General features: G+C 68.1%; 21 protein-coding genes. 13 read left to right on the top strand and 8 right to left on the bottom strand.

Features of this window, described 5'->3' with window-relative positions; translation table 11 throughout:
• Positions 1-7: 7 nt before the first annotated feature.
• The 7 genes from VGN82_RS19950 (at position 8) to mutL (ending at position 10,175) form a co-directional block, all read left to right on the top strand.
• Positions 8-976 (top strand): bifunctional riboflavin kinase/FAD synthetase, encoded by a 969-nt coding sequence (locus tag VGN82_RS19950; protein ID WP_327528785.1) that lies wholly within the window; start codon positions 8-10, stop codon positions 974-976.
• Between the two features lie 207 nt (positions 977-1,183).
• On the top strand, positions 1,184-4,204 hold the full coding sequence (ileS, locus tag VGN82_RS19945) for an isoleucine--tRNA ligase (protein WP_327528783.1): 3,021 nt from the start codon (positions 1,184-1,186) through the stop codon (positions 4,202-4,204).
• The gene (gene lspA, locus VGN82_RS19940) at positions 4,201-4,683 is read left to right on the top strand and encodes a signal peptidase II (protein ID WP_327528782.1); all 483 of its coding nucleotides are present in this window, start codon (positions 4,201-4,203) and stop codon (positions 4,681-4,683) included. Before ileS ends, lspA begins: the two co-directional genes overlap by 4 nt.
• Positions 4,684-4,758: 75 nt before the next feature.
• Complete coding sequence (locus VGN82_RS19935; protein WP_327528781.1) at positions 4,759-5,403, top strand: hypothetical protein; 645 nt, start codon at positions 4,759-4,761, stop codon at positions 5,401-5,403.
• 176 nt (positions 5,404-5,579) lie between these two features.
• Entirely contained in the window at positions 5,580-6,872 is a 1,293-nt protein-coding gene (locus VGN82_RS19930; RefSeq protein ID WP_327528780.1) for a M16 family metallopeptidase, read from the top strand.
• A 72-nt stretch (positions 6,873-6,944) separates the two neighbouring features.
• Positions 6,945-8,240, top strand: a complete 1,296-nt coding sequence (locus VGN82_RS19925; protein WP_327528779.1) for a M16 family metallopeptidase — start codon at positions 6,945-6,947, stop codon at positions 8,238-8,240.
• A gap of 129 nt (positions 8,241-8,369) precedes the next feature.
• Positions 8,370-10,175, top strand: coding sequence for a DNA mismatch repair endonuclease MutL (gene mutL, locus VGN82_RS19920; RefSeq protein WP_327528778.1), 1,806 nt, complete (start codon positions 8,370-8,372; stop codon positions 10,173-10,175).
• Between the two features lie 12 nt (positions 10,176-10,187).
• On the opposite strand, the gene VGN82_RS19915 is transcribed toward mutL, so the two are convergent.
• From VGN82_RS19915 to VGN82_RS19905, 3 genes are all read right to left on the bottom strand, one after another.
• Positions 10,188-10,562 (bottom strand): DUF2019 domain-containing protein, encoded by a 375-nt coding sequence (locus tag VGN82_RS19915; protein WP_327528777.1) that lies wholly within the window; start codon positions 10,560-10,562, stop codon positions 10,188-10,190.
• Positions 10,559-11,221, bottom strand: coding sequence for a hypothetical protein (locus VGN82_RS19910; protein ID WP_327528776.1), 663 nt, complete (start codon positions 11,219-11,221; stop codon positions 10,559-10,561). The genes VGN82_RS19915 and VGN82_RS19910 overlap by 4 nt, the downstream gene beginning before the upstream one ends.
• A 265-nt stretch (positions 11,222-11,486) precedes the next feature.
• The gene (locus tag VGN82_RS19905) at positions 11,487-12,377 is read right to left on the bottom strand and encodes a DMT family transporter (protein WP_327528775.1); all 891 of its coding nucleotides are present in this window, start codon (positions 12,375-12,377) and stop codon (positions 11,487-11,489) included.
• Between the two features lie 145 nt (positions 12,378-12,522).
• Between VGN82_RS19905 and VGN82_RS19900 the strand changes: the two genes are divergently transcribed.
• Together VGN82_RS19900 and VGN82_RS19895 are read left to right on the top strand one after the other, a co-directional pair.
• Positions 12,523-12,996 carry a MarR family winged helix-turn-helix transcriptional regulator gene (locus tag VGN82_RS19900; RefSeq protein WP_327528774.1) on the top strand — a complete coding sequence of 158 codons (474 nt, stop codon included), beginning with the start codon at positions 12,523-12,525 and terminating at the stop codon, positions 12,994-12,996.
• A 377-nt stretch (positions 12,997-13,373) separates the two neighbouring features.
• Positions 13,374-14,138 (top strand): FUSC family protein, encoded by a 765-nt coding sequence (locus VGN82_RS19895; RefSeq protein WP_327528773.1) that lies wholly within the window; start codon positions 13,374-13,376, stop codon positions 14,136-14,138.
• A 39-nt stretch (positions 14,139-14,177) separates the two neighbouring features.
• Here the strand turns inward: VGN82_RS19895 and rsmD are convergent, their stop codons facing one another.
• Together rsmD and VGN82_RS19885 are read right to left on the bottom strand one after the other, a co-directional pair.
• Positions 14,178-14,744: a 16S rRNA (guanine(966)-N(2))-methyltransferase RsmD gene (gene rsmD, locus VGN82_RS19890; protein WP_327528772.1), complete on the bottom strand. Its 567-nt coding sequence runs from the start codon at positions 14,742-14,744 to the stop codon at positions 14,178-14,180.
• 10 nt (positions 14,745-14,754) lie between these two features.
• Complete coding sequence (locus VGN82_RS19885) at positions 14,755-16,818, bottom strand: pseudouridine synthase (protein WP_327528771.1); 2,064 nt, start codon at positions 16,816-16,818, stop codon at positions 14,755-14,757.
• A 196-nt stretch (positions 16,819-17,014) separates the two neighbouring features.
• Between VGN82_RS19885 and VGN82_RS19880 the strand changes: the two genes are divergently transcribed.
• Complete coding sequence (locus VGN82_RS19880; RefSeq protein WP_414644355.1) at positions 17,015-17,443, top strand: nucleoside deaminase; 429 nt, start codon at positions 17,015-17,017, stop codon at positions 17,441-17,443.
• 62 nt (positions 17,444-17,505) lie between these two features.
• Here the strand turns inward: VGN82_RS19880 and VGN82_RS19875 are convergent, their stop codons facing one another.
• Positions 17,506-17,868 (bottom strand): hypothetical protein, encoded by a 363-nt coding sequence (locus VGN82_RS19875; RefSeq protein ID WP_327528770.1) that lies wholly within the window; start codon positions 17,866-17,868, stop codon positions 17,506-17,508.
• Positions 17,869-18,122: 254 nt separating this feature from the next.
• Between VGN82_RS19875 and VGN82_RS19870 the strand changes: the two genes are divergently transcribed.
• Together VGN82_RS19870 and VGN82_RS19865 are read left to right on the top strand one after the other, a co-directional pair.
• The gene (locus tag VGN82_RS19870) at positions 18,123-18,500 is read left to right on the top strand and encodes a hypothetical protein (RefSeq protein ID WP_327528769.1); all 378 of its coding nucleotides are present in this window, start codon (positions 18,123-18,125) and stop codon (positions 18,498-18,500) included.
• A 419-nt stretch (positions 18,501-18,919) separates the two neighbouring features.
• Positions 18,920-19,297, top strand: a complete 378-nt coding sequence (locus VGN82_RS19865) for a peptidoglycan L,D-endopeptidase MepK (protein ID WP_327528768.1) — start codon at positions 18,920-18,922, stop codon at positions 19,295-19,297.
• Between the two features lie 21 nt (positions 19,298-19,318).
• Here VGN82_RS19865 and VGN82_RS19860 read toward each other — a convergent pair whose 3' ends face one another.
• The gene (locus tag VGN82_RS19860) at positions 19,319-20,062 is read right to left on the bottom strand and encodes a sulfite exporter TauE/SafE family protein (RefSeq protein WP_327528767.1); all 744 of its coding nucleotides are present in this window, start codon (positions 20,060-20,062) and stop codon (positions 19,319-19,321) included.
• A gap of 106 nt (positions 20,063-20,168) precedes the next feature.
• Here VGN82_RS19860 and VGN82_RS19855 point away from each other — a divergent pair, with 106 nt between their 5' ends.
• The gene (locus VGN82_RS19855; protein WP_327528766.1) at positions 20,169-20,912 is read left to right on the top strand and encodes an ArsR/SmtB family transcription factor; all 744 of its coding nucleotides are present in this window, start codon (positions 20,169-20,171) and stop codon (positions 20,910-20,912) included.
• Here VGN82_RS19855 and VGN82_RS19850 read toward each other — a convergent pair.
• On the bottom strand, positions 20,872-21,744 hold the full coding sequence (locus VGN82_RS19850) for a patatin-like phospholipase family protein (protein ID WP_327528765.1): 873 nt from the start codon (positions 21,742-21,744) through the stop codon (positions 20,872-20,874). The two genes, VGN82_RS19855 and VGN82_RS19850, sit on opposite strands and share 41 nt — an antisense overlap.
• Positions 21,745-21,756 lie beyond the last annotated feature (12 nt).

Genomic DNA, 21,756 nt, shown 5'->3' with positions numbered 1-21,756 from the left:
CTGCCCGATGACCACTCCCGCCGACGCCACCTCAAGTTTCGTGCTCGATCTCGACAAGCCGGTTCCCGACGCCTTGCGTGGCTCGGTCATCGCGCTCGGCAATTTCGACGGCGTCCATCGCGGCCATGCCGAGCTGGCGCGGGTCGCAGGCGAAATGGCGGCAAGGCTCGGCGCCCGGGCAGCGGCGCTCACTTTCGAGCCGCATCCGCGCAGCGTCTTCCGTCCCGAGCAGCCGGTCTTCCGCCTGACGCCGCCGGCGGTGAAGACTGAACTGCTGGCACAGGCCGGCCTGCCGCTGACCTTCGTGCTGCCGTTCAACCGCGAGATCGCCGCGATTCACGCCGAGGCCTTCGTCGACGAGCTCCTGCTTGGCAAGCTCGGCGCCGCAGGCCTCGTCTGCGGCTATGATTTCCATTTCGGGCAGGGTCGCAGTGGCTCACCGGAGATGCTCGAGGCGCGGGCGATGCATGCCGGCGTTCCCGTGACCGTCGTCGCACCCTATGCCTGGGCCGGCGAGCCGGTTTCTTCGACGCTGATCCGCAACCTTCTGGAGCAGGGTGACGTCGCTCGCGCCGGCGAGTTCCTGGGCCGGCCCTGGTTCGTGCGCGGTGTGGTCGCCCATGGCGACAAGCGCGGGCGCGATCTCGGCTATCCCACCGCCAACATGCATCTTGCCCGTGACTGCCGGTTAAAGTTCGGAGTCTATGCCGTGCGGATGAAGATCGACAGCCTCTGGCATGATGGTGTCGCCAGCTTTGGTAGTCGGCCGACCTTCGACGACGGCGCGCCGCGGCTCGAGACCTTCGTCTTCGATTTCTCGGACGATCTCTACGGCAAGCAGGTTGATGTCGCGCTGGTCGAGTGGCTGCGCGGCGAGGAAAAGTTCGATTCGCTCGACGCGCTGATCGCGCAGATGGATGCCGACAGCCTGCGGGCGCGCGACATCCTGGCCAAGACAGCGCCCTTCCTTCCTTAGCGTGCGCCTGCTAGAAGCCGCTCATGCTCGCCTTTTGCGCCAAGTTCATCGATGTTTCCCGGCGAATTACGGGCCCGGCTGCCGCCCCGCGCTGATGCGTGGGCGCTTGCGCAAGCCGGGTGACGATCGCTTTTCCTGATTTTCTCAGCGGATCAGCGCCAGGCCAGGCAACCATGGCAGGCTCATCCGCATTGCCCGAGCCGGACCATGACCGACAAGCCCCAAGCCAAGCCGACCGACAAGACCGACGCCGTCGACTATTCGCAGACCCTGTTCCTGCCCCAGACCGAGTTCCCGATGCGGGCGGGCCTGCCGCAGCGCGAGCCGGAACTGCTCGCCCGCTGGGCGAAGATGGACCTCTACCGCAAGCTGCGCGAGGCCGGGAAGGGCAGGGACCGTTTCGTCCTGCATGACGGCCCGCCCTACGCCAACGGCAACATCCATATCGGCCACGCGCTGAACAAGGTGCTCAAGGACCTCGTCACGCGCTCGCAGCAGATGCTCGGCTTCGACTCCAACTACGTGCCGGGGTGGGACTGCCACGGCCTGCCGATCGAATGGAAGATCGAGGAGCAGTATCGCGCCAAGGGGCTGAACAAGGACGACGTGCCCGTCGTCGAGTTCCGCAAGGAATGCCGCTCCTTCGCCGAACACTGGGTCGATGTCCAGCGCCAGGAGTTCAAGCGCCTCGGCGTCGAGGGCGACTGGGACGATCCCTATCTGACCATGGCCTATCCGGCCGAGGCGCAGATCGCCCGCGAGATCATGAAGTTCGCCGAAAGCGGCCAGCTCTATCGCGGCTCCAAGCCGGTGATGTGGTCGGTGGTCGAGAAGACGGCGCTGGCCGAAGCCGAGGTCGAGTACGAAGAGCACACGAGCGACACGATCTTCGTGGCGTTCCCGATCGTTCAGATCCTTCCTAGCCAATACGAGGAATACGGCGCCCGTTTTGACAAGGCGTCCTTCGAGACGCTGTTGAAGGCAGCCTCTGTTGTCATCTGGACGACGACGCCCTGGACGATCCCCGGCAACCGCGCGATCTCCTACAGCCAAAAGGTCGCTTACGGTCTCTACAGGGTCACGGCGGCGGCGGAGAACAACTGGGCCAAAGTCGGCGCGAGCTATGTGCTCGCGAAGAACCTCGCCGAGAGCGTCTTCAAGGCGGCGAAGGTCGAGGCTTTTGAGCACGTTGCGGACGTTCCCGCTGAGCAGCTCGCTGCGCTCACCGTGGCCCATCCGCTGCGCGGTCACGGCTACGACTTCGACGTCCCGCTGCTCGACGGCGACCACGTCACCGACGATGCCGGCACCGGCTTCGTCCACACCGCGCCGAGCCATGGTCGCGAGGACTTCGACGTCTGGATGGCGCATGGCCGCCAGCTCGCCGAGCGAGGCATCGAAACCCGCATCCCCTACACCGTCGACGCGGACGGCCGCTTTACCAAGGAGGCGCCGGGCTTCGAGGGTGCGCAGGTCATCACCGACAAGGGCGACAAGGGCAACGCCAACGACGTCGTCATCAAGGCGCTGGTCGAGGCCGGCAACATCATCGCGCGTGGCCGCCTCAAGCACCAGTATCCGCATAGCTGGCGCTCGAAGAAGCCGGTGATCTTCCGCAACACGCCGCAATGGTTCATCGCCATGGACAAGGCGGTCGACACGCTCGGTAACCGCACGCTGCGCGAGGTCGCGCTCGGCGCGATCAAGGACACCGAATGGGTCCCTGCCGCCGGCGAGAACCGTATCAACGGCATGATCGCCAACCGTCCGGACTGGGTGGTCTCGCGCCAGCGCGCCTGGGGCGTGCCGATCACCGTTTTCGTCGAGAAGGAGACGAAGGCGATCCTCGTCGACGCCAAGGTCAACGCTGCCATCGCCGAGGCCTTCGAGGCCGAAGGCGCCGATGCCTGGTTCACCGATACCGACGGCGCCCGCTTCCTGAAGCCCTTCGGCTACGATCCGGCGGCCTATGAGCGCGTCACCGACGTGCTCGATGTCTGGTTCGATTCCGGCTCGACCCACGCCTTCACTCTGGAGAAGCGCGACGACCTGCGCGCCCGCCGACGCGGCGACGGCGGCAATGACCGCGTGATGTATCTCGAAGGCTCGGACCAGCATCGCGGCTGGTTCCATTCCTCGCTGCTGGAAAGCTGTGGCACGCGCGCCCGCGCGCCCTACGACATCGTGCTGACGCACGGCTTCTGCCTCGACGAGAAGGGCGAGAAGATGTCGAAGTCGAAGGGCAATGTCACAGCCCCGCAGGACATCATCAAGGATTCGGGCGCCGACATCCTGCGCCTCTGGGTCGCGGCGGCCGATTATTCCGACGATCTGCGCATCGGCAAGGAGATCCTCAAGACCTTCGTCGAGACCTATCGCAAGCTGCGCAACACGATGCGCTGGATGCTCGGCACGCTCGCCCATTTCAGCGAGGACATTCGCGTTTCCGGCCCGCAGACGATGCCGGAGCTGGAGCGGCTGATGCTGCACCGGCTCGCCGAGCTCGGCCCGCAGGTCGAGGAGGCCTATCGCACCTACGACTACAAGAAGGTCGTCTTCCTGCTGTCGCAGTTCATGAACACCGAATTGTCGGCGTTCTACTTCGACGTGCGCAAGGACGCGCTCTATTGCGATCCGCTCTCCAGCCAAGTCCGCAAGAGCGCTCTCACCGTCGTCGACCATCTCTTCCGCTGCCTGACGACCTGGCTCGCGCCGATCCTGGTCTTCACGGCCGAGGAGGCCTGGCTCGAACGCTATCCCGAGGCGAAGACGCTCGACGGTTCGGTCCATCTCGAACTCTTCGCGAAGGCGCCCGCCGACTGGCTCGATCCGGAGCTGGCCGAGCGCTGGAGCAAAATCCGCAAGGTCCGCCGCGTCGTCACCGGCGCGCTGGAACTGGAGCGCGCCGCCAAGCGGCTGGGGTCCTCGCTGGAAGCCGCGCCGCAGGTCTTTGTCACGGACGCTGATCTTCTCGCTGCACTGTCTGGCGTCGATCTCGCCGAGATCAGCATCACCTCCGGCATCCGCATCGAGAACGGGGAGGGGCCGGCCGACGCCTTCCGCCTCGCCGAGGTGCCGGGCGTCGCGGTTGTGCCGCATCGGGCCGACGGCATCAAATGCGCCCGCTCGTGGAAGTACTTCGACCCGCAGACGGCCGATGCGGCCTATCCGGCGGTGACGCCGCGTGACGCCAAGGCGCTGCGCGAACTGGGCCGGGGCGCGCAGTGAGCTCCGCCCGCCGTCTCGGTGTCTCGATCGCCCTGGTCGTCTTCCTGGCCGACCAGGCCCTCAAGCTCTGGCTGCTCTTCGGCCTGCGCCTGGCCGAGACCGGGCCCTTCGCGGTCACGCCGTTCATGAACATCGTGCTCGCCTGGAACCGCGGCATCTCCTACGGGCTGTTCCAGCAGGGCACCGATATCGGACGCTGGGGCCTCGTGGTGATCTCGATCGTCGCGGCAGTCTGGCTTGGACGCTGGATGTGGCGCGAGCCGCGGACCCTGACGGTGGTCAGCCTCGCGCTGCTCGTCGGCGGGGCTCTCGGCAACGGGCTCGACCGCGCCGTCTATGGTGCCGTCGTCGACTTCGTTCACCTGCATTATGGCGACTTCAGTTGGTACATCTTCAACATTGCCGACGTGGCCATCGTTGTCGGGGTGGTCGGGCTGCTATATGAGTCCTTCCGCCCCGGAGCAGAAAAGACGGCTTGAAGCGATCTTCGCCATCGTTTTGCCGTTCGTCTGGGGTTTGAGGCGGGGAAGAGATTTCCTCAAGGGAGGTTTGACATGGCTCACCGCATCCGCGTGACGCATCTGCTGTTGGCCGGCGGCCTTCTTCTGGCGGTCCAGCCCGCGCAGGCTCAGGAGGGCGTGCTCTTCAAGAACCTGCTCGAAGGCGTCATTGGCGGCAAGTCCGGTGACGACATCGAATACCGCCAGCGTCCGCCGCTGGTGGTTCCGCCGAGCTCGGCGCTGCCGCGCCCGCAGACCCCGGCGAGCAACCGCACCGCGGCCTGGCCGAACGATCCCGACGTGGCCAAGCGCCGCGAGGACGCTGCCGCCGCCCGTGCCCCCGCAGGCACGAACCCGCACTGGCGCAACAATCCGATGCTGTCGCAGGAGGAGCTCCGCCGTGTCCGCTCGACGGGCAATGCCGCGCCGAGCTTTCCCGAGGAAGCGAACAACTACAACAACCAGATCAAGCCGATCATCATCGGCAAGGAACTGGCGGCCCGCCGCAACCAGTCTGCCGCCGACCTCCAGCTCAGCGGCGAAGAGCCGCCGCGGCGGCTGCTCTCCGAGCCTCCGGTCGGCTATCGCCGCCCGGCCGGCACTGCGGCGCTCGGTCCCGGCCGCGGCGGCCCGGTCGAGGACAAGCAGTCCACCGCTCAGCACGAATTCCTCGCCGGGAAGGTCCCGATCCAGCAGTAAGGGCGGGGCCGCTTCGGGCACGCCAAGGCGGGCGGCTCTGGTGTTCGGCGCCAGGCCTCCCTATCTGCGGAGATCGAACATTCCGGCGCCCGGCCAGGCTGGCGTGCCGATAATCCCTTGCGCATGACGCAGTCGCGCGGATCCGGATCCGCGCGAGACAATGGAGACGGCCTCAGGTGAACGTGCATTCGCAACAGACCCAGGCCGCCCAGTTGGTGGAGTCGTTCCGCCTCGCCAATGGCATGGACGTCGTCGTCGTGCCGGATCGCCGTGCGCCGGTCGTCACCCATATGGTCTGGTATCGCAACGGCTCGGCCGATGATCCGGCCGGCAAGTCCGGCATCGCGCATTTTCTCGAGCACTTGATGTTCAAGGGCACCGCCCGTTGGCCGGCGGGTGAGTTCTCAAAGATCGTCGCCGGCTTCGGTGGCCAGGAAAACGCCTTCACCTCCTTCGACTACACCGCCTATTTCCAGCGCGTGCCGAAGGAGCATCTGCGCGCGATGATGGATTACGAGGCCGACCGCATGACGGGGCTGGCCTTTGACGAGAGCGTCGTCGGCCCCGAGCGCGACGTCGTCCTGGAAGAGCGCAAGATGCGTGTCGATTCCGACCCCGCCGCCCAGCTCGGCGAGGAGTTTTCCTCGGCGCTCTTCGTGCATCACCCCTATGGCACGCCGATCATCGGCTGGGAGCACGAGATCGAGGAGCTCAGCCGTGACGACGCCTTCGCCTATTACCAGCGCTTCTACACGCCCGAGAACGCGATCTTGGTCGTCGCCGGCGATACCGACGCGGCGACCGTGCGGCGTCTCGCGGAGGAAACCTATGGCGCAATCCCGGCGCGCGGCGAGATGCCCGTCCGCAAGCGCCCGGCCGAGCCCGCCCCGCGTGCGGCGCGCCGCATCACGTTGAGCGACCCGCGCGTGCGCCAGCCCTCGCTGCGGCGCGGCTGGCTGACGCCGACCTATTGCAGCGGCGATCAGGCCGAGGTCTTCGCGCTCGAGATTGCGGCCGAGATCCTCGGCGGCGGCACGACCTCGCGGCTGTACCGCAAGCTCTGTGTCGAGGACGAACTCGCCTCGGGCGCCAGCGCCTACTTCATGGGCTCGATGGTCGATCGCGCTGCCTTCCAGGTCTCCGCCAGCCCGCGCCCCGGCGTCGAGATGACGGCGCTGGAGGCCGGGCTCGACGCGGCGCTCGCGACCTTCCTCCGCGACGGGGCGACCGAACTCGAACTCGCCCGTGCGCGCACGCGCCTCGTCGCCGAGACGATCTTCGCCCGCGACAACCAGTCCTCGCTGGCGCGGATCTTCGGCGCCTCGCTCGCCGTGGGCGAGACCGTCGAGGATGTGCTGGCCTGGCCGTCGCGAATCGAGGCCGTTCCGCGCGAGGCCGTGGTCGAGGCGGCCCGCCGCTATCTCCGGCCCGATCGCTGCGTCACCGGCCTGCTGCTGCCCTCGGCCTGAACCGGCCGCGCCTTGCCGGAAAGGGCAGGGCCCGGATCCGCCGTCAGAACATGACCCGCGTCAGGACATGACATGAACGCACCCATCCCCGCCGCCGTCTCCGGCCTCGCCGGGCCCTCCGTCCCCGTCCAGAAGGTCCGCTCGCCTGCGGGTGTCGAGGCCTGGCTGGTCGAGGAGCACAGCCTGCCGCTGATCGCGGTCGATTTCGCCTTCGACGGCGGCGCCACGCGCGATCCGGATAACGCCGCCGGCAGCGCCTATCTCGTCTCTGGCCTGCTCGACGAAGGTGCCGGCGATCTCGACGCGGAGGCCTTCCACGGCAAGCTCGCCGACCACGCGATCAGCCTGGGCTTCGATGCGCGCCGTGACGATTTCCACGGCCATGTCCAGACCCTGTCGAACCATCGCGACACGGCCTTCGAGCTCCTGGCGCTTGCCGTGAACGCGCCGCGCTTCGACGCTGATGCCGTTGCTCGCGTCAAGGGGCAGGTCATTTCCGGTCTGCAGCGCCAGGCGCAGAACCCCGAGACGCTCTGCCGCAACGCGCTTTATGCGGCCGCCTTTGCCGGCCACCCGTACGCCCGCCCCGAGAAGGGCGATGTCGACAGCGTTTCGCGGCTCGAGCCAGCCGCGCTGAAGGCGCTCTCGCGCGATCTGCTTGTCCGCGCCGGGCTCAAGGTGGTCGTCGTCGGCGACATTACGGCAGACGAACTTTCCCGCCGCCTCGATGAGGTCTTCGGCGGGCTGCCGGCAGGTCTGCCGCGTGCGCTTCCGGGCGAGCCCCTGCCGATCCAGGGGCTGGGCCAGACCCATGTCATCGATCTCGACGTGCCGCAGACCGTGCTGCGCTTCGTCGGTCCCGGGCTGATGCGGCATGACCCCGATTTCATCGCCGGCAGCGTGTTGAACCACATCCTCGGCGGCTCGGCCTTCACCTCGCGACTGTTCATGGAGGTCCGCGAGAAGCGCGGCCTCGCCTATGGTGTCTCGTCGAGCCTACTGCCGTTGCGCGAGGGCGCCATGCTGGTCGGCGGCACCGCGACCAAGAACGAGCGCGCGGCCGAGTCGATGACCGTGATCCGCGAGGAGATGGCCAAGCTCGCGGCTGACGGGCCGAGCGAGCACGAGGTCGAGGAGGCCAAGCGCTACATCATCGGCTCCTATCCGCTGCGCTTCGACACCTCGCCGAAGATTGCTGCCGAACTGCTTGGCCTTGCGATCAATGGTTTTGAGCCGGAGTATCTCGGCGAGCGCAACCGCCTCTTCGCGGCGGTGACGCTGGCCGATGTCAGGCGCGTGGCGCAGCGCCTCTTCGGCGACCCGCGCCTGCTGGTGCAGGCTGTGGGCCGGCCGGTCGATCTGGCTTGAGGCGGCGCCGCCGACGCGGCTTGTCCGGGACGAGCGCGTGGACGGGAGCGCCGGACACGCCGACCCGCTATCCTCGCTGACGGCGGCGGCACGATTCGCTGCCGCACACCTCGCCCACCCGGAATTCCCATGTCCGTCCGCCGCCTCGATCCCGTCCTGGTCGACCGCATCGCCGCTGGCGAGGTGATCGAGCGGCCGGCTGCCGCCGTGAAGGAACTGGTCGAGAATGCGATCGACGCTGGCGCGCGGGCCATAGCGGTCACGATCGCGGCCGGCGGGCGCGAGCTGATCCGTGTCGTCGATGACGGCGCCGGGATGACGCCCGATGATCTCGCCTTGGCGGTCGAACGCCACGCGACCTCGAAGCTGCCGGACGGCGATCTCTTCGCGATCAACTCGCTCGGCTTCCGCGGCGAGGCGCTGCCCTCGATCGGCTCGGTCGCGCGCCTGTCGATCGCGACCCGCCGCCATGATGCGCCGCAGGGTTCTGGCCTCGTCGTCGAGGCTGGCGAAAAAGGCGTCGTGCGACCGGTCGCGGCGGCTCCCGGCACGCGCATCGAGGTCAGTGACCTCTTCGCCTTCACCCCGGCGCGGCTGAAATTCCTGAAGAGCGACCGGGCCGAGGCGCAGGCCGTCTCGGAGATGCTACGTCGCCTCGCCATCGCCCACCCGGAGATCCGCTTCTCGCTCGAGGGCGAGCATGTCTCGCCCTTCGACTGGCCCGCCGAGGCGCTGGGAGAGGACGGGCAGTTGCGCCGGCTGGGCCGCGCGCTGGGCCGCGACTTTCCCGAGAACGCGCTGCGGCTCGATGCGGCGCGCGAGGGCTTCCGCGTCACCGGCTTCGCCGGCCTCCCGACATTTCATCGCGGCACCTCGGCCGGCGTGCATCTCGCCGTCAATGGCCGTCCTGTGCGCGACAAGCTGCTGCTCTCGGCCGTGCGCGGCGCCTATGCCGATGTCGTGCCCTCCGACCGGCACCCCGTGCTCTTCCTCGATGTCGCCTGCGATCCGCGCCTGGTCGACGTCAACGTCCATCCGGCCAAGAGCGAGGTCCGGTTCCGGGATCCCGCGCTGGTACGTGGCCTTGTCGTCTCCGGACTGAAGGCAGCGCTGGCCGAGGCTGGCCACCGCGCCACCACGACAGGCGGCGCCCGCACGCTGGAAGCCTTCCGGGCCGTTTTCGCCGGTGCGGGCAAAAGCAGCACACCGCTGCGTCCAAACCTGCCCGCCACGCCCGTCTGGACCGCACCGACAACGGGCTTCGACGCCCGTCCCCAGCAGGGCTTCGCCGGTTTCGAGGTCTCTTCGGCGGACGCCCGCGCGCATCTCGCCGAGCCCGCTGCCGACGCCCTTGACCGTCCGCTCGGGGCTGCTCGCGCCCAGCTCCACGAGACCTATATCGTCGCCCAGACGCGGGCAGGCGTCGTCATCGTCGATCAGCATGCCGCCCATGAGCGGCTGGTCTATGAGAGGCTTAAGGCCGAGCGTGCCCGCAACGGCATCGCCCGCCAGCCGCTGCTGCTGCCCGAGGTCGTCGAACTCGACCCGGTCGACGCCGACCGCCTGAACGCGGCGAGCGAGGAACTGGAAACGCTGGGGCTGCGGATCGAGCCCTTCGGGCCGGGCGCTGTGCTCGTCCGCGAGGCGCCCCAGCAGCTCGCCGGCGGCAATCTCCAGAAGCTGGTCCGGGACGTTGCCGACGCCCTGGCCGAGCACGGCACGGCCGGCTCGCTGGAGCGCCGGCTCGACCATGTGCTGGCGACGATGGCGTGCCACGACTCCGTCCGCGCCGGCCGCCGCCTGCGCCCCGAGGAGATGGACGCCCTCCTGCGCGAGATGGAGGTCACGCCCAATTCGGGCCAGTGCAACCATGGCCGCCCGACCTATGTCGAGTTGAAGCTAAGCGACATCGAGAAGCTGTTCGGGAGAAGGTGAAAAACCTCTACTTTAGCTCGGACGGTAGATGCCGTTGTCAAGATTGACCAGCGTCATGCCGGCGTCGAGGCATTGCGGGCCCCAGCGCGAGTCGGCGATCTCCTGTATTTCGCGTCGCGCCGCGAGATAGTCTATCGCCAGATTAGCCTGAGCCGCCGATAGGCGAACCTGCATGTTGGGGTGCCCAAAGAACCGATTGAGCAGGCGCCGTTGATCGCCGACCCGGGATTTTAATTCCATCTCAAGGGCGTGGACGCGCCAGACGAGACGATTGACGCGCGCTTGTTCCTCGCGTTCCATCGCGTCGTATTGCTCGATGCACAGGCGTTCGAACTGTTGAATGATCTCGGCGCTCGACAGGGCACTTAAGACCGTTGTCCCTTTCATTTGAGTACTCCAGTTTGGCGCATTGCATCGTGGCCGACACGAACATGCTCGGACCAATCGCGGCCGCGGAGATAGGCTCTCGGTGACTGCATGCCGAAACTCTGGTTAGGCTTGCTATACCACGCCGTAATCTCATGATGCTTGTATTTCGGGACGCTGACCACGTTATCGATCCCATCGATCATCGAGCGTGGAAACCTTTCGGATTCTGCCGCGCCCTGTTCAACGATGTGGTGATTTTCGTAACCCGCTCGGCTCTGACCCGCGTTCTGTTGAAGCTCCGCCAGCGACTTGGGCTCGTCCTGATAGGATCGGATCGAATGCCGCTCGGAATACAGCCAATGCGCGGCCTCGATCGCCATGAAGACCGCACCGACAGGCCCGGCGCGCCGCAGCGTTTGACGAGCGATTTCCTTCGCCAGAGCCTTGGCCGCCTGGGTCTTCGAGATCTTGTCCTTGGGCGGATCCTTTGGCGGCTCGGGCGGATCGAGTGATGGCCCGCCATTGTCGCCCATGCCCGGCGGCCGGCCTTGAGCATAACCTTCGACATACATCCACTGGCCGCTGCCGGCCCCGCTGCCTCCGGGAACGCGCGGTTGATCCTCTCTGAAGCCGGCCTTCTCGATGAGCTTGCCCAACTGCGCGAGCGCAAGCATCATGCGCTTGCTGGCGATATGAGACTTCAGCCTGTTGCGCTGGAGGCGGGTGGCCCGCTCGTCCTGTCGTATCGATGAGGGTAATGGCATCCGTGCGTTTGATCTCCGCGACGGATGCGGAGATTAAGCAGGCAATAGAGGCGGGGGATAAGATGCGTTCTTGTCCCCGCAGCCGGCGAAGCGGCCGCGTGCGCGGATCCGCCCCTTCGTTTCGCCTTCGTCGAAGGGCACGTGGGAACGCAGTCTGCCCTCTGTCACCGAAGCTGCGTTACGCAGCCGCTTCGCGCCGCGTCGGAAGCATGATCGAACCCGAGGCCGACATCACCAGGGCGAGGCCGAGCCAGTCGCTCGGCGTCGGGCGCTCGCTGAGCAGCAGGACCGAGCCGAGCACGCCGACGGCGGGCACCATCAGCGTGCCGAGACTGGCGATGCCGGCCGGCAGCCGCGCGATCACCGTGAACCAGAGGAAATAGGCCAACGCCTGGGCACCGAGGATATGGAAGCTCAGTGCCGCCACGGTTCGCGGTTCGAGCAGCTTCGGCACCGGCACGCCCTCGAAGGCGAGCATGCCGATCCCGGCTGCCGCACCGCCGATCAGGAGTTGCCAGGCAGCGATGGTTACCGCCGGCGCGTCGACGGGCCAGCGCTTGCTGACGACGGTGCCGAGCGCCCAGCTGACGCTGGCGATCAGTGCATAGAGCAGGCCCACAGAGAGGCTTCCGCTCGCGATCAGTGGCAGGCCGAGGCAGGCAAGACCGCTCACGCCGAGGCCAAGTCCGATGAGTCTTTGCCGGTCGAAGGGCTCGGTCAGGATGAAACGGGCGAGGATCGTCGCCCAGATCGGCATGGTAAACGTCAGGATGGCCGCCCGCGAGGTTGGCGCCGCAAGTTGGGCGAAGGCGAGCAGCACGTTGAAGGCGGCGATCGAAAGGAAGCCTGCGATCGCGAGCCTCGGCCATTGCTGGCGGGGCACGGCGAGCGGCAGGCCACGTGCCAGCGCAATCGCGACCAGCGTCAGTCCGGCAAAGGTCATACCCCCTGACCGCAGTGTCCAGGGGGCGAGCTCGGTGAGCGAAATCCGCACGGCGGGCCAGTTGAAGCCCCAGAGCAGCCCGAGCAGCGGGACGAGGAGAAGTGAACGGCCGGGTGTCTGGGGCATAGCGGGACTATGCGGGAGGAGAAGCAGCGGCCGTCATGTCATTTCAGCGTTGGGGTGATGCGCGGGAGGCGGCGTTTCGGTGACGCCAAGGCTGATCAATATAATTTGATTTGCAATGCAAATTAAATCATGGTCGATATGGCCCATGGAATCAGCTTCACCCTCTCCGCGTTTCCGCTTCGGAATTCGCTTCTCGTTGCTCGCACGCCGCTGGCGCAGGGCACTGGATGCCGGGCTGGCAGCCGGCGGGCTGTCCGATGCCACCTGGGTGCCATTGATCCATCTCCAGGAGACGGGAGGCGGCATCACCCAGAAGGAGCTCGCCGCGCTTGTCGGGATCGACGGTTCCAGTCTGGTGCGCGTGCTCGACATCCTGTCGCGCGAAGGCCTGCTCGAGCGGCGGCCGGATGAAACCGACGGGCGTGCGCGGTTGATCTACCTGACCGCTGCCGGCGAGCGACGCGTCGTCGAAATCCGGCAGGACTTGGCCGAGGAGGAAAAGGAGCTCCTCGCGGACCTGTCCGACGCCGACATCGTCACAATGCTCGGCCATTTCGACCGGATCGAGCAGCGCCTGACCGCTAGGCAGGCCCGGCGCCAAGCAGAAGAGGTCCGGTGATGGCGCCTGCCAAGTCGCCCGCAACCGCAGCCGCGTCCGCAATCCCGGCAGCCCGCCGCATCGATGCCGCGCGTCATCTTCTTCATCGGCACCTCGTCCGTGAGAGTCTCGCCCTGGCGAAGCAGCCGTCACTGCGCAACTCGGGCCTTGCCGGCCTGCAAGCTGCGGTGACGGTGGCGATCGCCTTGCCCCTTGTTCACCTCTCGCCCTGGCCGCACCTAATCGGCTTTGCTTCGCTTGGCGCCTTGACCGCGCTCTTCGGGCGCTTTGCGCCGTCGAGGAGCCGCAACCGCATCGTCTTCCTCTGCGGCCTTTGCCAGACCTTTGCCGTCCTGCTCATGTCCGCCGCGTCATGGCTTGGAGCGTCCGAGCCGACCATGTTCGTGCTGCTGGCACTCCTCTGTGGCTTTTACTCCTTCGTCAGCACGGCCGGCGGGTTCGGACCGCCGGGAGCCTTGATCTTCGTTTTCGCGGCCGGAGCCGCCATGGGCGCCGTCGGGTCGGGGCAGGAGATTCTGGAGCGGGTGGCCGCGACCGCTGTCGTCTCGGTGCTCGCCTGGGTGATCTGTGCGGTGACGGAGGCTTTCCGCCATCCAGCGACGCCCGAGCGGGGCTTTCCCGCGGAGCCGCCTCGCCCGGTCGGCCATAGATTCTTGGCTGCGGTGCGCCTCGCCTTGGGGGCGGCGATCGCCATTTTCGCGAGTGACGCGGCCGGCGCTGCCCACCCGGCCTGGGCCGCCATGGGCGCGGTCGCGGTGCTGCAGGGCGCGCATCTGCACGTCACGATGGGCCGGGCCCTTCAGCGCATGGCGGGGACGGCGCTCGGCGCCCTCCTGGTCTGGCTTCTCCTGATGCAGGCCCCCTCGGTTTGGACGGCCATCGCCATCCTGGCTGTTCTGCAGTTTGCGACCGAGTTGATCATCGGGACGAATTACGGCCTAGGGCAGATCCTGGTCACGCCTATGGCACTGCTGATGAGCCATCTCGCGGCGCCGCACGCGGCAAGCGTGGCAATGGCCCCCGAGCGTGTTCTGGATACGATGCTGGGCGCCTGCATCGGCATCGTGATCGCCGTGCTCTGCTCGACGTTGGACGACCGGATCCATCTCGCGCGGCACCACGCCGCGCGGACGGAGACCTGAAACGGCGAAGCGCCACCGGGCGAAGCGGGAACTGCGCCTTCAGCCGACGGTCGCCCGCAGCAGGATGACCTGCGTCTCGCCATAGGCCCGCCGCTCGAGTTCCTCGAACCCCTTCGGCAGCACGATCTCGACGTCGGCGGCTTCCTCCAGCACGACAAGGGCACCCGGCTCCAGCCAGCCACCGTCGCGCGCCGAGGTCAGCGCCGTCTCCCCAAGCCCCTTGCGATAGGGCGGGTCGCAGAAGGCCACGGCGAAGGGGGCCATCGGGCCGATCGGCCCGAGCTTGGTCGCATCGCGCCGGAAGACGCGGCTATGGCCGGCGAGGCCGAGCGCCATCTGGTTCTCGCGGATTAGCCCGCGCGCTTCGGTGCCGTCATCGACCAGGAGCGCGAAGCCCGCCCCGCGCGACAGCGCCTCGAAGGCCATCGCGCCGGTGCCCGCGAAAAGGTCGAGCACGCGCGCCCCGTCGAGCGGGTCGTCATAGGCGTGGGCCAGCACGTTGAAGAGAGATTCGCGCAGGCGATCCGAGGTCGGGCGGATGCTCCCGATCCCCGGCTTCGGGCCGGCCAGCGACCGCCCGCGCAAACGCCCGCCGACAATCCGCATCGGCTAGCCTTCAGCCCCGCTTGCCACCGGGGCGCGGACCCTTGCCGCCAGGCCGACCGCCTCCGGAACGACCGCCGCCACCGGGCTTGCCGCCGAACGGCTTGCCGCCGAAGGACTTGCCGCCGAAGCCCCGACCCGCTCCGCCGGGCTTGTCGCCGAAGCTGCGGCCGCCATGCCGCCTTTCACCGCCGCGTTCCTCACCAGACCGTTCGCTAAAGCGCCGGGGCGGGCGCTCGCCACCCTCGCGCGGCACGCGCGCAGGCCTGTCGCCGCGCGGGGCGCGTTCGGGCCGCTCGGCCGCTTCCTCCCAGGGGCGCTTCTGCGTGCGATCACGCTCGCCGCTGTCGACACGCGGGCGGCGCATCGGCCGTTCGCTGCCGCCGTCCCGTGCCCGGGCCGGGCGCCCCTCGGCCGCGCCGCGCTCGCTGCGCGGCAGGCGGTCAGGCCGGCGCTTCGGGGTCGCACCTTCGCGGGGGGCTCTTGCCTCGCGGGGCTCTTCCCGCACCGAGACGCTGACGCGCTCGACCAGCACGCGCCGCCCATTGGGATCCTCGATCGCCTTGTCGCGCCGGCGTACCACTTCGCCGGTCGCCTCGCGCGCCTGGCGTTCGATCCTGGGGTCGGCGCCGCGGCGCGGCGGCGCCTTGCGCGCGCGCTGCGGTTCGGCCTCCTCGTCGCGCCAGACGGTGCGTTTCCAGGGCTTGTCGCTGCGGTCGTCGCGTGAGGGCGTGCGAACGACGTCGCTCTCCCAGCGCTCGCGTTCGGGCCGGTCGTCGCGGTCGCCCGTCTCGCGCCGGCGCGGGCGATCGTCGCCGCTTGGGGGGCGAGGCGGTGCGGCAGGCATTTCGTCACGGCGCGGTGCTTCGAAGTCGACGCCGGCCTTCGCCATCAGCTCCTCGCCGAGCTGGTCCTTGAGCACGCGCGAGCGCAGCTCGTCGACCTCGCCTTCGGGCAGGTCGCCGAGCTGGAACGGCCCGAACGAGACCCGGATCAGCCGGTTCACGTCGAGGCCGAGATGCTCCAGCACCGTCTTGACCTCGCGGTTCTTGCCCTCGCGCAGATCGACGGTCAGCCAGGTGTTCGAGCCCTGCTGGCGCTCGAAGCGCGCGACGACCGGGCCGTAATGGACGCCGTCGATGGTGACGCCGTCGCGCAGAGTGTCGAGCTTGTCCTGCGTCACCGAGCCGAAGGCGCGCACGCGATAGCGCCTGAGCCAACCGGTCTCCGGCAGTTCCAGCATGCGCGCCAGCCCGCCATCATTGGTCAGCAGCAGCAGGCCTTCGGTGTTGATGTCGAGCCGCCCGATGGAGAGCACGCGCGGCAGGTCCTCCGGCAACGCGTCGAAGACAGTCGGCCGTCCCTCAGGATCGTGGTTGGTCGTCACTAGGCCACGCGGCTTGTGGTAGAGCCACATCCGCGTACGCTCGCGCGCCGGCAGCAATTCGCCGTCGACCAGCACGACGTCGTCGGGGCCGACATCGAGCGCTGGGCTCTCCAACACCGTGCCGTTCACGCTGACGCGGCCTTCCGCGATCATCGCTTCGCAGTCGCGGCGCGAGGCCACGCCGGCGCGCGCCATCACCTTGGCGATACGCTCCGGCTCCTGGATCAGCGAGGGCAGCAGCTTGGCTTCGGAGGCTGCAGCCTCCTCACGCGGCCGGCGCGGCCGTTCGGCCCGCTCGGGGCGAGGCCGGTCGAAGCGCTTGCCGCCGGCCCGTTCGCCGCGCGGCGCAAAGCCTTCGCGCGGCGGCCGGCTCGCGCTGCGCTCGCCCTCGGATCTCGCCCGGAACGGCCGCTCCGCGCCGCCCTCGCGGCCGGGGCGCTCGCCACCTGCGCGCTCGCGGAAGGGAGCACGGCCGCCTTCCGGCTTGCCGAAGCCGCGGGCGGGGCGCTCGGCGCCTTCGCTGCGGCCGCGGAACGGCTTGCGTTCGCCACCGCCCGTCCCACCGGAGCGCGGCCCCTTGCCGCCTGAACCTTTGCCGCCGAAGCCGCCGCCATCGCGTCCGCCGCCACGGCCGCCGGTTCCGCCGCCCTTGCGCGGGCCCCGGCTTTTCTGATTGTTGTCGTCGCTCATGACTGCTCCTGAGCGTGCCGCGCCGAAAGTGACAGGCACTTTCGCGAAAAGGGACAGGCTCGAATTCTTGGTGTAGCCGGCGCTTGTAGCAGAGCGCCCCCGCGCCTGCGAGCGCCAAAACGGAGACCGCATGCCGCAGATGCGCCTATCGCCGGAACCCAAGGCCAATCCGGCCGACGCGAAGCCATGCGACCCCATGGCGCTCGCCTTCGACGAGGCGCGGGCGGCGGCCGCACGCGGGGAGGTACCGGTCGGGGCCGTCGTGACGCGGGGAGGCGTCATGCTCGCCCGCGCCGGCAACCGCACGCTGGAACTGAAGGACCCGACCGCCCATGCCGAGATGCTGGCACTGCGCCTGGCCTGCGAGGCGATCGGCTCCGAGCGCCTGATCGACTGCGACCTCTATGTCACGCTCGAACCCTGCCCGATGTGCGCGGCCGCAATCTCCTTCGCGCGCATCCGCCGTCTCTATTTCGGCGCGGGCGACGCCAAGGGCGGGGCCGTCGAGAATGGCGTCAGGTTCTATGCCAGCCCGACCTGCCACCATGCGCCGGAGGTCTATGGCGGGCTGCGCGAGAGCGAGGCGGCGGATCTCCTACGCGGTTTCTTCCAGGGCCGGCGCTGAGCGCAGGCGCATGGCGCGTGCGAATCCACGCGGTCAGCTCGCCTGCGCCTGGCTTCACGGCCTCAGGCGAGGACCCTTTGCTCGGCGATGGAGCGCTGATCGAAGACGGAAGCACCGCTTCGTTCCGACCTGCTCAGGATGATTGCGAGCGTGTCGATCGCGAGCAGCGCAGCCTTGCGCACCTGCTCGGTTTCGCCGATGCCGGCCTGGCCATAGAGCGCCCGCGCGAGCAGGGCGATATGGGAGACGGTCAGGAACGTCGCTTCCTCCAACTCGTGCGAGTCGGCGACGAAACGAAGGACGTTGTCCAGATGCGCCTCAGTGCAGGGGCCGAGCGTCTTGGCATTCAGCGCCCCGGCTCGAAAGACCGCGCTGCGAAGGGTCTCCATCTCCGAAGTCAGGTAGTCCTGCACCTCGTCGGCCATCCACGCCTCCCTGACGGAACATACGCAACGGGCCCAGACTATCATGCAGGCCGGAAGCTTGCGCGGAGCTGACGAAGCGTCGGTTAGCCGGTCGTCAACTCAATCCGAAAAATCGTCCGCGTGCCGATCGTCGCCGCCCCAGCACAACGCATTCCGGCCGCGACATGGTCATGGAATGACCCGATCCCGCCCGGTTTCCCGACCCATTCGCCCGGCTAGATCGCGCCCATCCGTAACCGATGGAAGGACATCCGATGCGCATGATCATGCTGGCGGCCGCAGGGGCCGCGTTCATCTTGGCCGGCCCCGTGAACGCGCAGGCCCCCTCACAGGCTCCTTCGACGGAGCGCGCGCCGCCAGCCGCCGCGCCGCAGGCGCCCGCATCCACCCCCGCCATCAAGACCGTGAGCGTCGTTGCCTTGGACGAGCTGCCCGAGGAGACGAAGAGCCAGGTCAACAAGCTCGCCGCGTCGCGCTCTGCCGATCAGCTCGAGCGTCTGCGTCAGGCGATCGAAGGTGTCCCCGCCGCGAAATCGGCGCTCGAGGGCAAGGGGTTTTCGTCGCGTGACGTGGTCATCGCCCAGATCGACGAGGCCGGCGAGTTGACCATCGTGGCGAAGAAGGCCGGGTGATCGAACGCTGCCCGGCGCCAGTATGGCGCCGGGTTGCACGCCGGCGCGCATCGATCCGGGCGCGGATCGAAGTGGATTCGGCAAATGCGAGCAGCGCTTCGCGTTTCAGGCGCATGTGCTCGAAAATGCACCAATAGGACGGCCAATCGCGCTGTCGCATCCAGGCGAAATGCAAAACCGCCGTGTTCTGGGGTCGTATCGTCCATTTTCGAGTATGCGCGTCTCGGGCGTTGACCATGCGTGGCTATAGTCTCAGATCATCAGAATGGGGTGTGCCTTTTTTTGGCCTTCTGGCCAAACTATTGGCACGGCGAACTGCTCAGCCAGACCAAGCGATGGTGGCTGTAGCCTTCCATTTCCCCACTGTTGTTAGGTTAGTAATGCGTAGTATTGTTGCGGCTGTTATCTTGGCGGCTTCCGTGCCTGTGCTTGCCCACGCGGAATCGTCGATCAAGCAGGTTTCGTTTCAACCGCAGGTGAAGGGACTGGGCTGCCTCAAGCCCGAGACCATCGCCATGATCAAGGAACTGACCGACAAGATCGGCCCGATCCAGATCACCTCGACCTGCGGCGGACGCCACGCCAGGCATTCGCAGCACTACAGCGGCAACGCGATCGATTTCCGCCCGCGCGCCACTTCGCCCCGCAAGGCGGCCGCCGTCGCCAAGACGCTCACCAATGTCGGCGGCGTCGGCACCTATTCGAACGGTCTCGTGCACGTGGATGTCGGCGAGCTTCAGATCTCGTGGTACGGCCACAAGCGCGGCAACAACCGCCGCCTGGCCTATAACCGCTGAGGCGACGTGCCGGGCGGCCGCTCAGGCAGCCGCCCGCAGCACCAGATAGGCGCCGAGCGCCAGCAGCCCGGCGAAGAAGCAGAGTTTGAACGCAGCCGCCGAGATGCGGTTTCGGATGGCCGTGCCGGCCGCCATCCCCGCGAGCGCCGGAGCCAGTGCCAGCAGGGAGTTCCAGGCCACCTGCATGTCCAGCGCGCCGGCCCCGACCAGCCCGATCGAGAGCGCCAGTGTCGAGACGATGAAGGACACCCCGAGCGCCTGCACCAGCTCGTCCTTGTCGAGGCCGAGCGCCTGGAGATAGGGCACCGCCGGCAGCACGAAGACGCCGGTCGCGGCAGTCGCGACGCCTGTCGCGATGCCGATCGCCGGCCCGAGCCAGCCTTCCATGCCCGCCGGCACACGCAGCTTCGCGGCCTTGAGGCCGACCAATGCGTAGAGCACCAGCGCGACGCCGAGCCAGAGCGTGGCCGAGCCGTTCTTCTGCTGCTCCAGCAGCCCCGCGCCCGCCCAGGTGCCAGCGCAGATGCCCGCCAGCATCGGCCAGAGCCGCTGCAGGATCGTCGTCAGCCTGGGGCCGCTCGCGATCTGCCAGCCATTCGTGATCAGGTTGGGCACGACGAGCAGTGCGGCCGCCTGTGCCGGGACCATCACCACACCGAGAATGCCGACCGCGATGGTCGGCAGGCCGAGCCCGATGACGCCCTTGACGAAGCCGGCGAGCAGGAAGGTCGCGGCGATGAAGAGAATGAGGCTGAGGTCGGTCATGACCAGGTTGTGGCATTGCCGATGCGTTCTGTCGCTGCCGGATGCTACGCTCGCGGCCGTAGCGTTCGCGCTTTGCGTGCCGGCACTACGGGAGCATCATGCACCGATGAGCACGCATGGCCCCTATCTCGCCGAGATCGCCCATCTGATGGGAGACCCGGCCCGCGCCAACATGCTGCACGCGCTGATGGATGGCCGGGCGCTGACGGCCAAGGAGCTTGCCTGGCTGGCGGGCGTCGCCCCGCAGACGGCGAGCGGCCATCTCGCGAAGCTGATGCAGGGCGGCCTGCTCACGGTCGCGGTGCAGGGCCGCCACCGCTATTTCCGCTTGGCCGGTCCCGAGGTCGCGCAGGCGCTGGAAGGGCTGATGGTGCTGGCCGGCACCGAGACTGGGCGCCGGCGTCTGCCCTCGCGCGTCGGGGCGGAGCTGAGCGAGGCCCGTACCTGCTACGATCATTTCGCCGGCCGCCTCGGTATCGCCATCCATGACGCGCTCGTCGCCGGCGGCCATCTCACTGTGGCCGATGGCGGCTATGGCCTGACCGGCTCAGGGGAGGCGATCTTCGCCGCGTTGGGTGTCGCGCCAGCAAACAAGACGAGCCGGCGCGCCGCCTTGCGCCCGTGTCTGGATTGGAGCGAGAGGCGGCCGCATCTGGCGGGCTCGCTCGCCGCCGCGCTGGCCTGCCGCTGCTTCGAGACAGGGTGGGTTCAGCGTCGCAAGGATAGCCGCGCGGTGACCTTGACCGAGGTGGGCAGGGCGGCGCTCACCACCGCGCTGCCGGGTTTCCGTTGCGATGCGCCGGAGCCCGTCAGCCCCGCCGTTCCAGCGCCTGCGCCAGCTTTCGCTTGACCTCGTCCTTCACGGGTTCGGCAGCTTCGAGGATCGTCCTTGCCTTGAAGAAGTCGAGCCCGCCGATGCCGTCCGCTCCGGCGCGGATCAGGATGTCCGGCGGCTGCCGTTCGATCATGCGCTGCACGATCGTCCGCGTCAGGATCTGGCTGACGCCGAGCATCGCCTCCAGCGGTTCAGGCACGCGCGTCTCGCTGATCGTCGCAGGCGCGCTGGTGTCGACCGCCAGGACGATCCGTCCCGGCGCCATCAGCCTGTCATAGGGCAGGGGATTGATCGCGCCGCCATCGATCAGGACCCGGCCCTCTATGACGACGGGACGTACCAGGCCCGGAATCGCGAGCGAGGCCGCGACCGCCGGCGTCAGCGGGCCATGGCTCAGCGAGACCTCGGCATGGAGATGGTAGTCCGTCGCCGTCGCGGCGAAGGGCACGCCTAGTTCCTCGAAGCGGTCCGGCACCGCCTCGGGCCAGAACAGGTCGAGCATGCGCTCGCCATCGATCAGGACGGGGTTGCCGAGCCCGCGCATCAGGTCGGTGAACTTGCCGACGCGCGCATCGAGCAGTCGGGCGATCACCCGGGCGCGGTCGCGGAAGGTGTCGGCGACGTGCTCGCGCAGGTCGCGGCCGGAGAGGCCGGCCGCATAGGCGGCTCCGACGATTGCGCCCATCGAGCAACCGGCGATGAAGGCCGGTCTGACGCCGAGTTCGTCGAGTGCCTCCAGCACCGGAATGTGGCTGAGCCCGCGCGCCCCGCCGGCACCCAGAACAAGCACCAGCTCGGGCCCTGTCCCGGCCTGACGCACGATGGATTTGCGGCTCGCTTGCGCCATCGTGCCGGTTCC

It is taken from the genome of Allobosea sp. (assembly GCF_035999205.1).
GTDB lineage: Bacteria > Pseudomonadota > Alphaproteobacteria > Rhizobiales > Beijerinckiaceae > Allobosea.
This window is presented reverse-complemented; position numbering and strand designations above follow the sequence as displayed.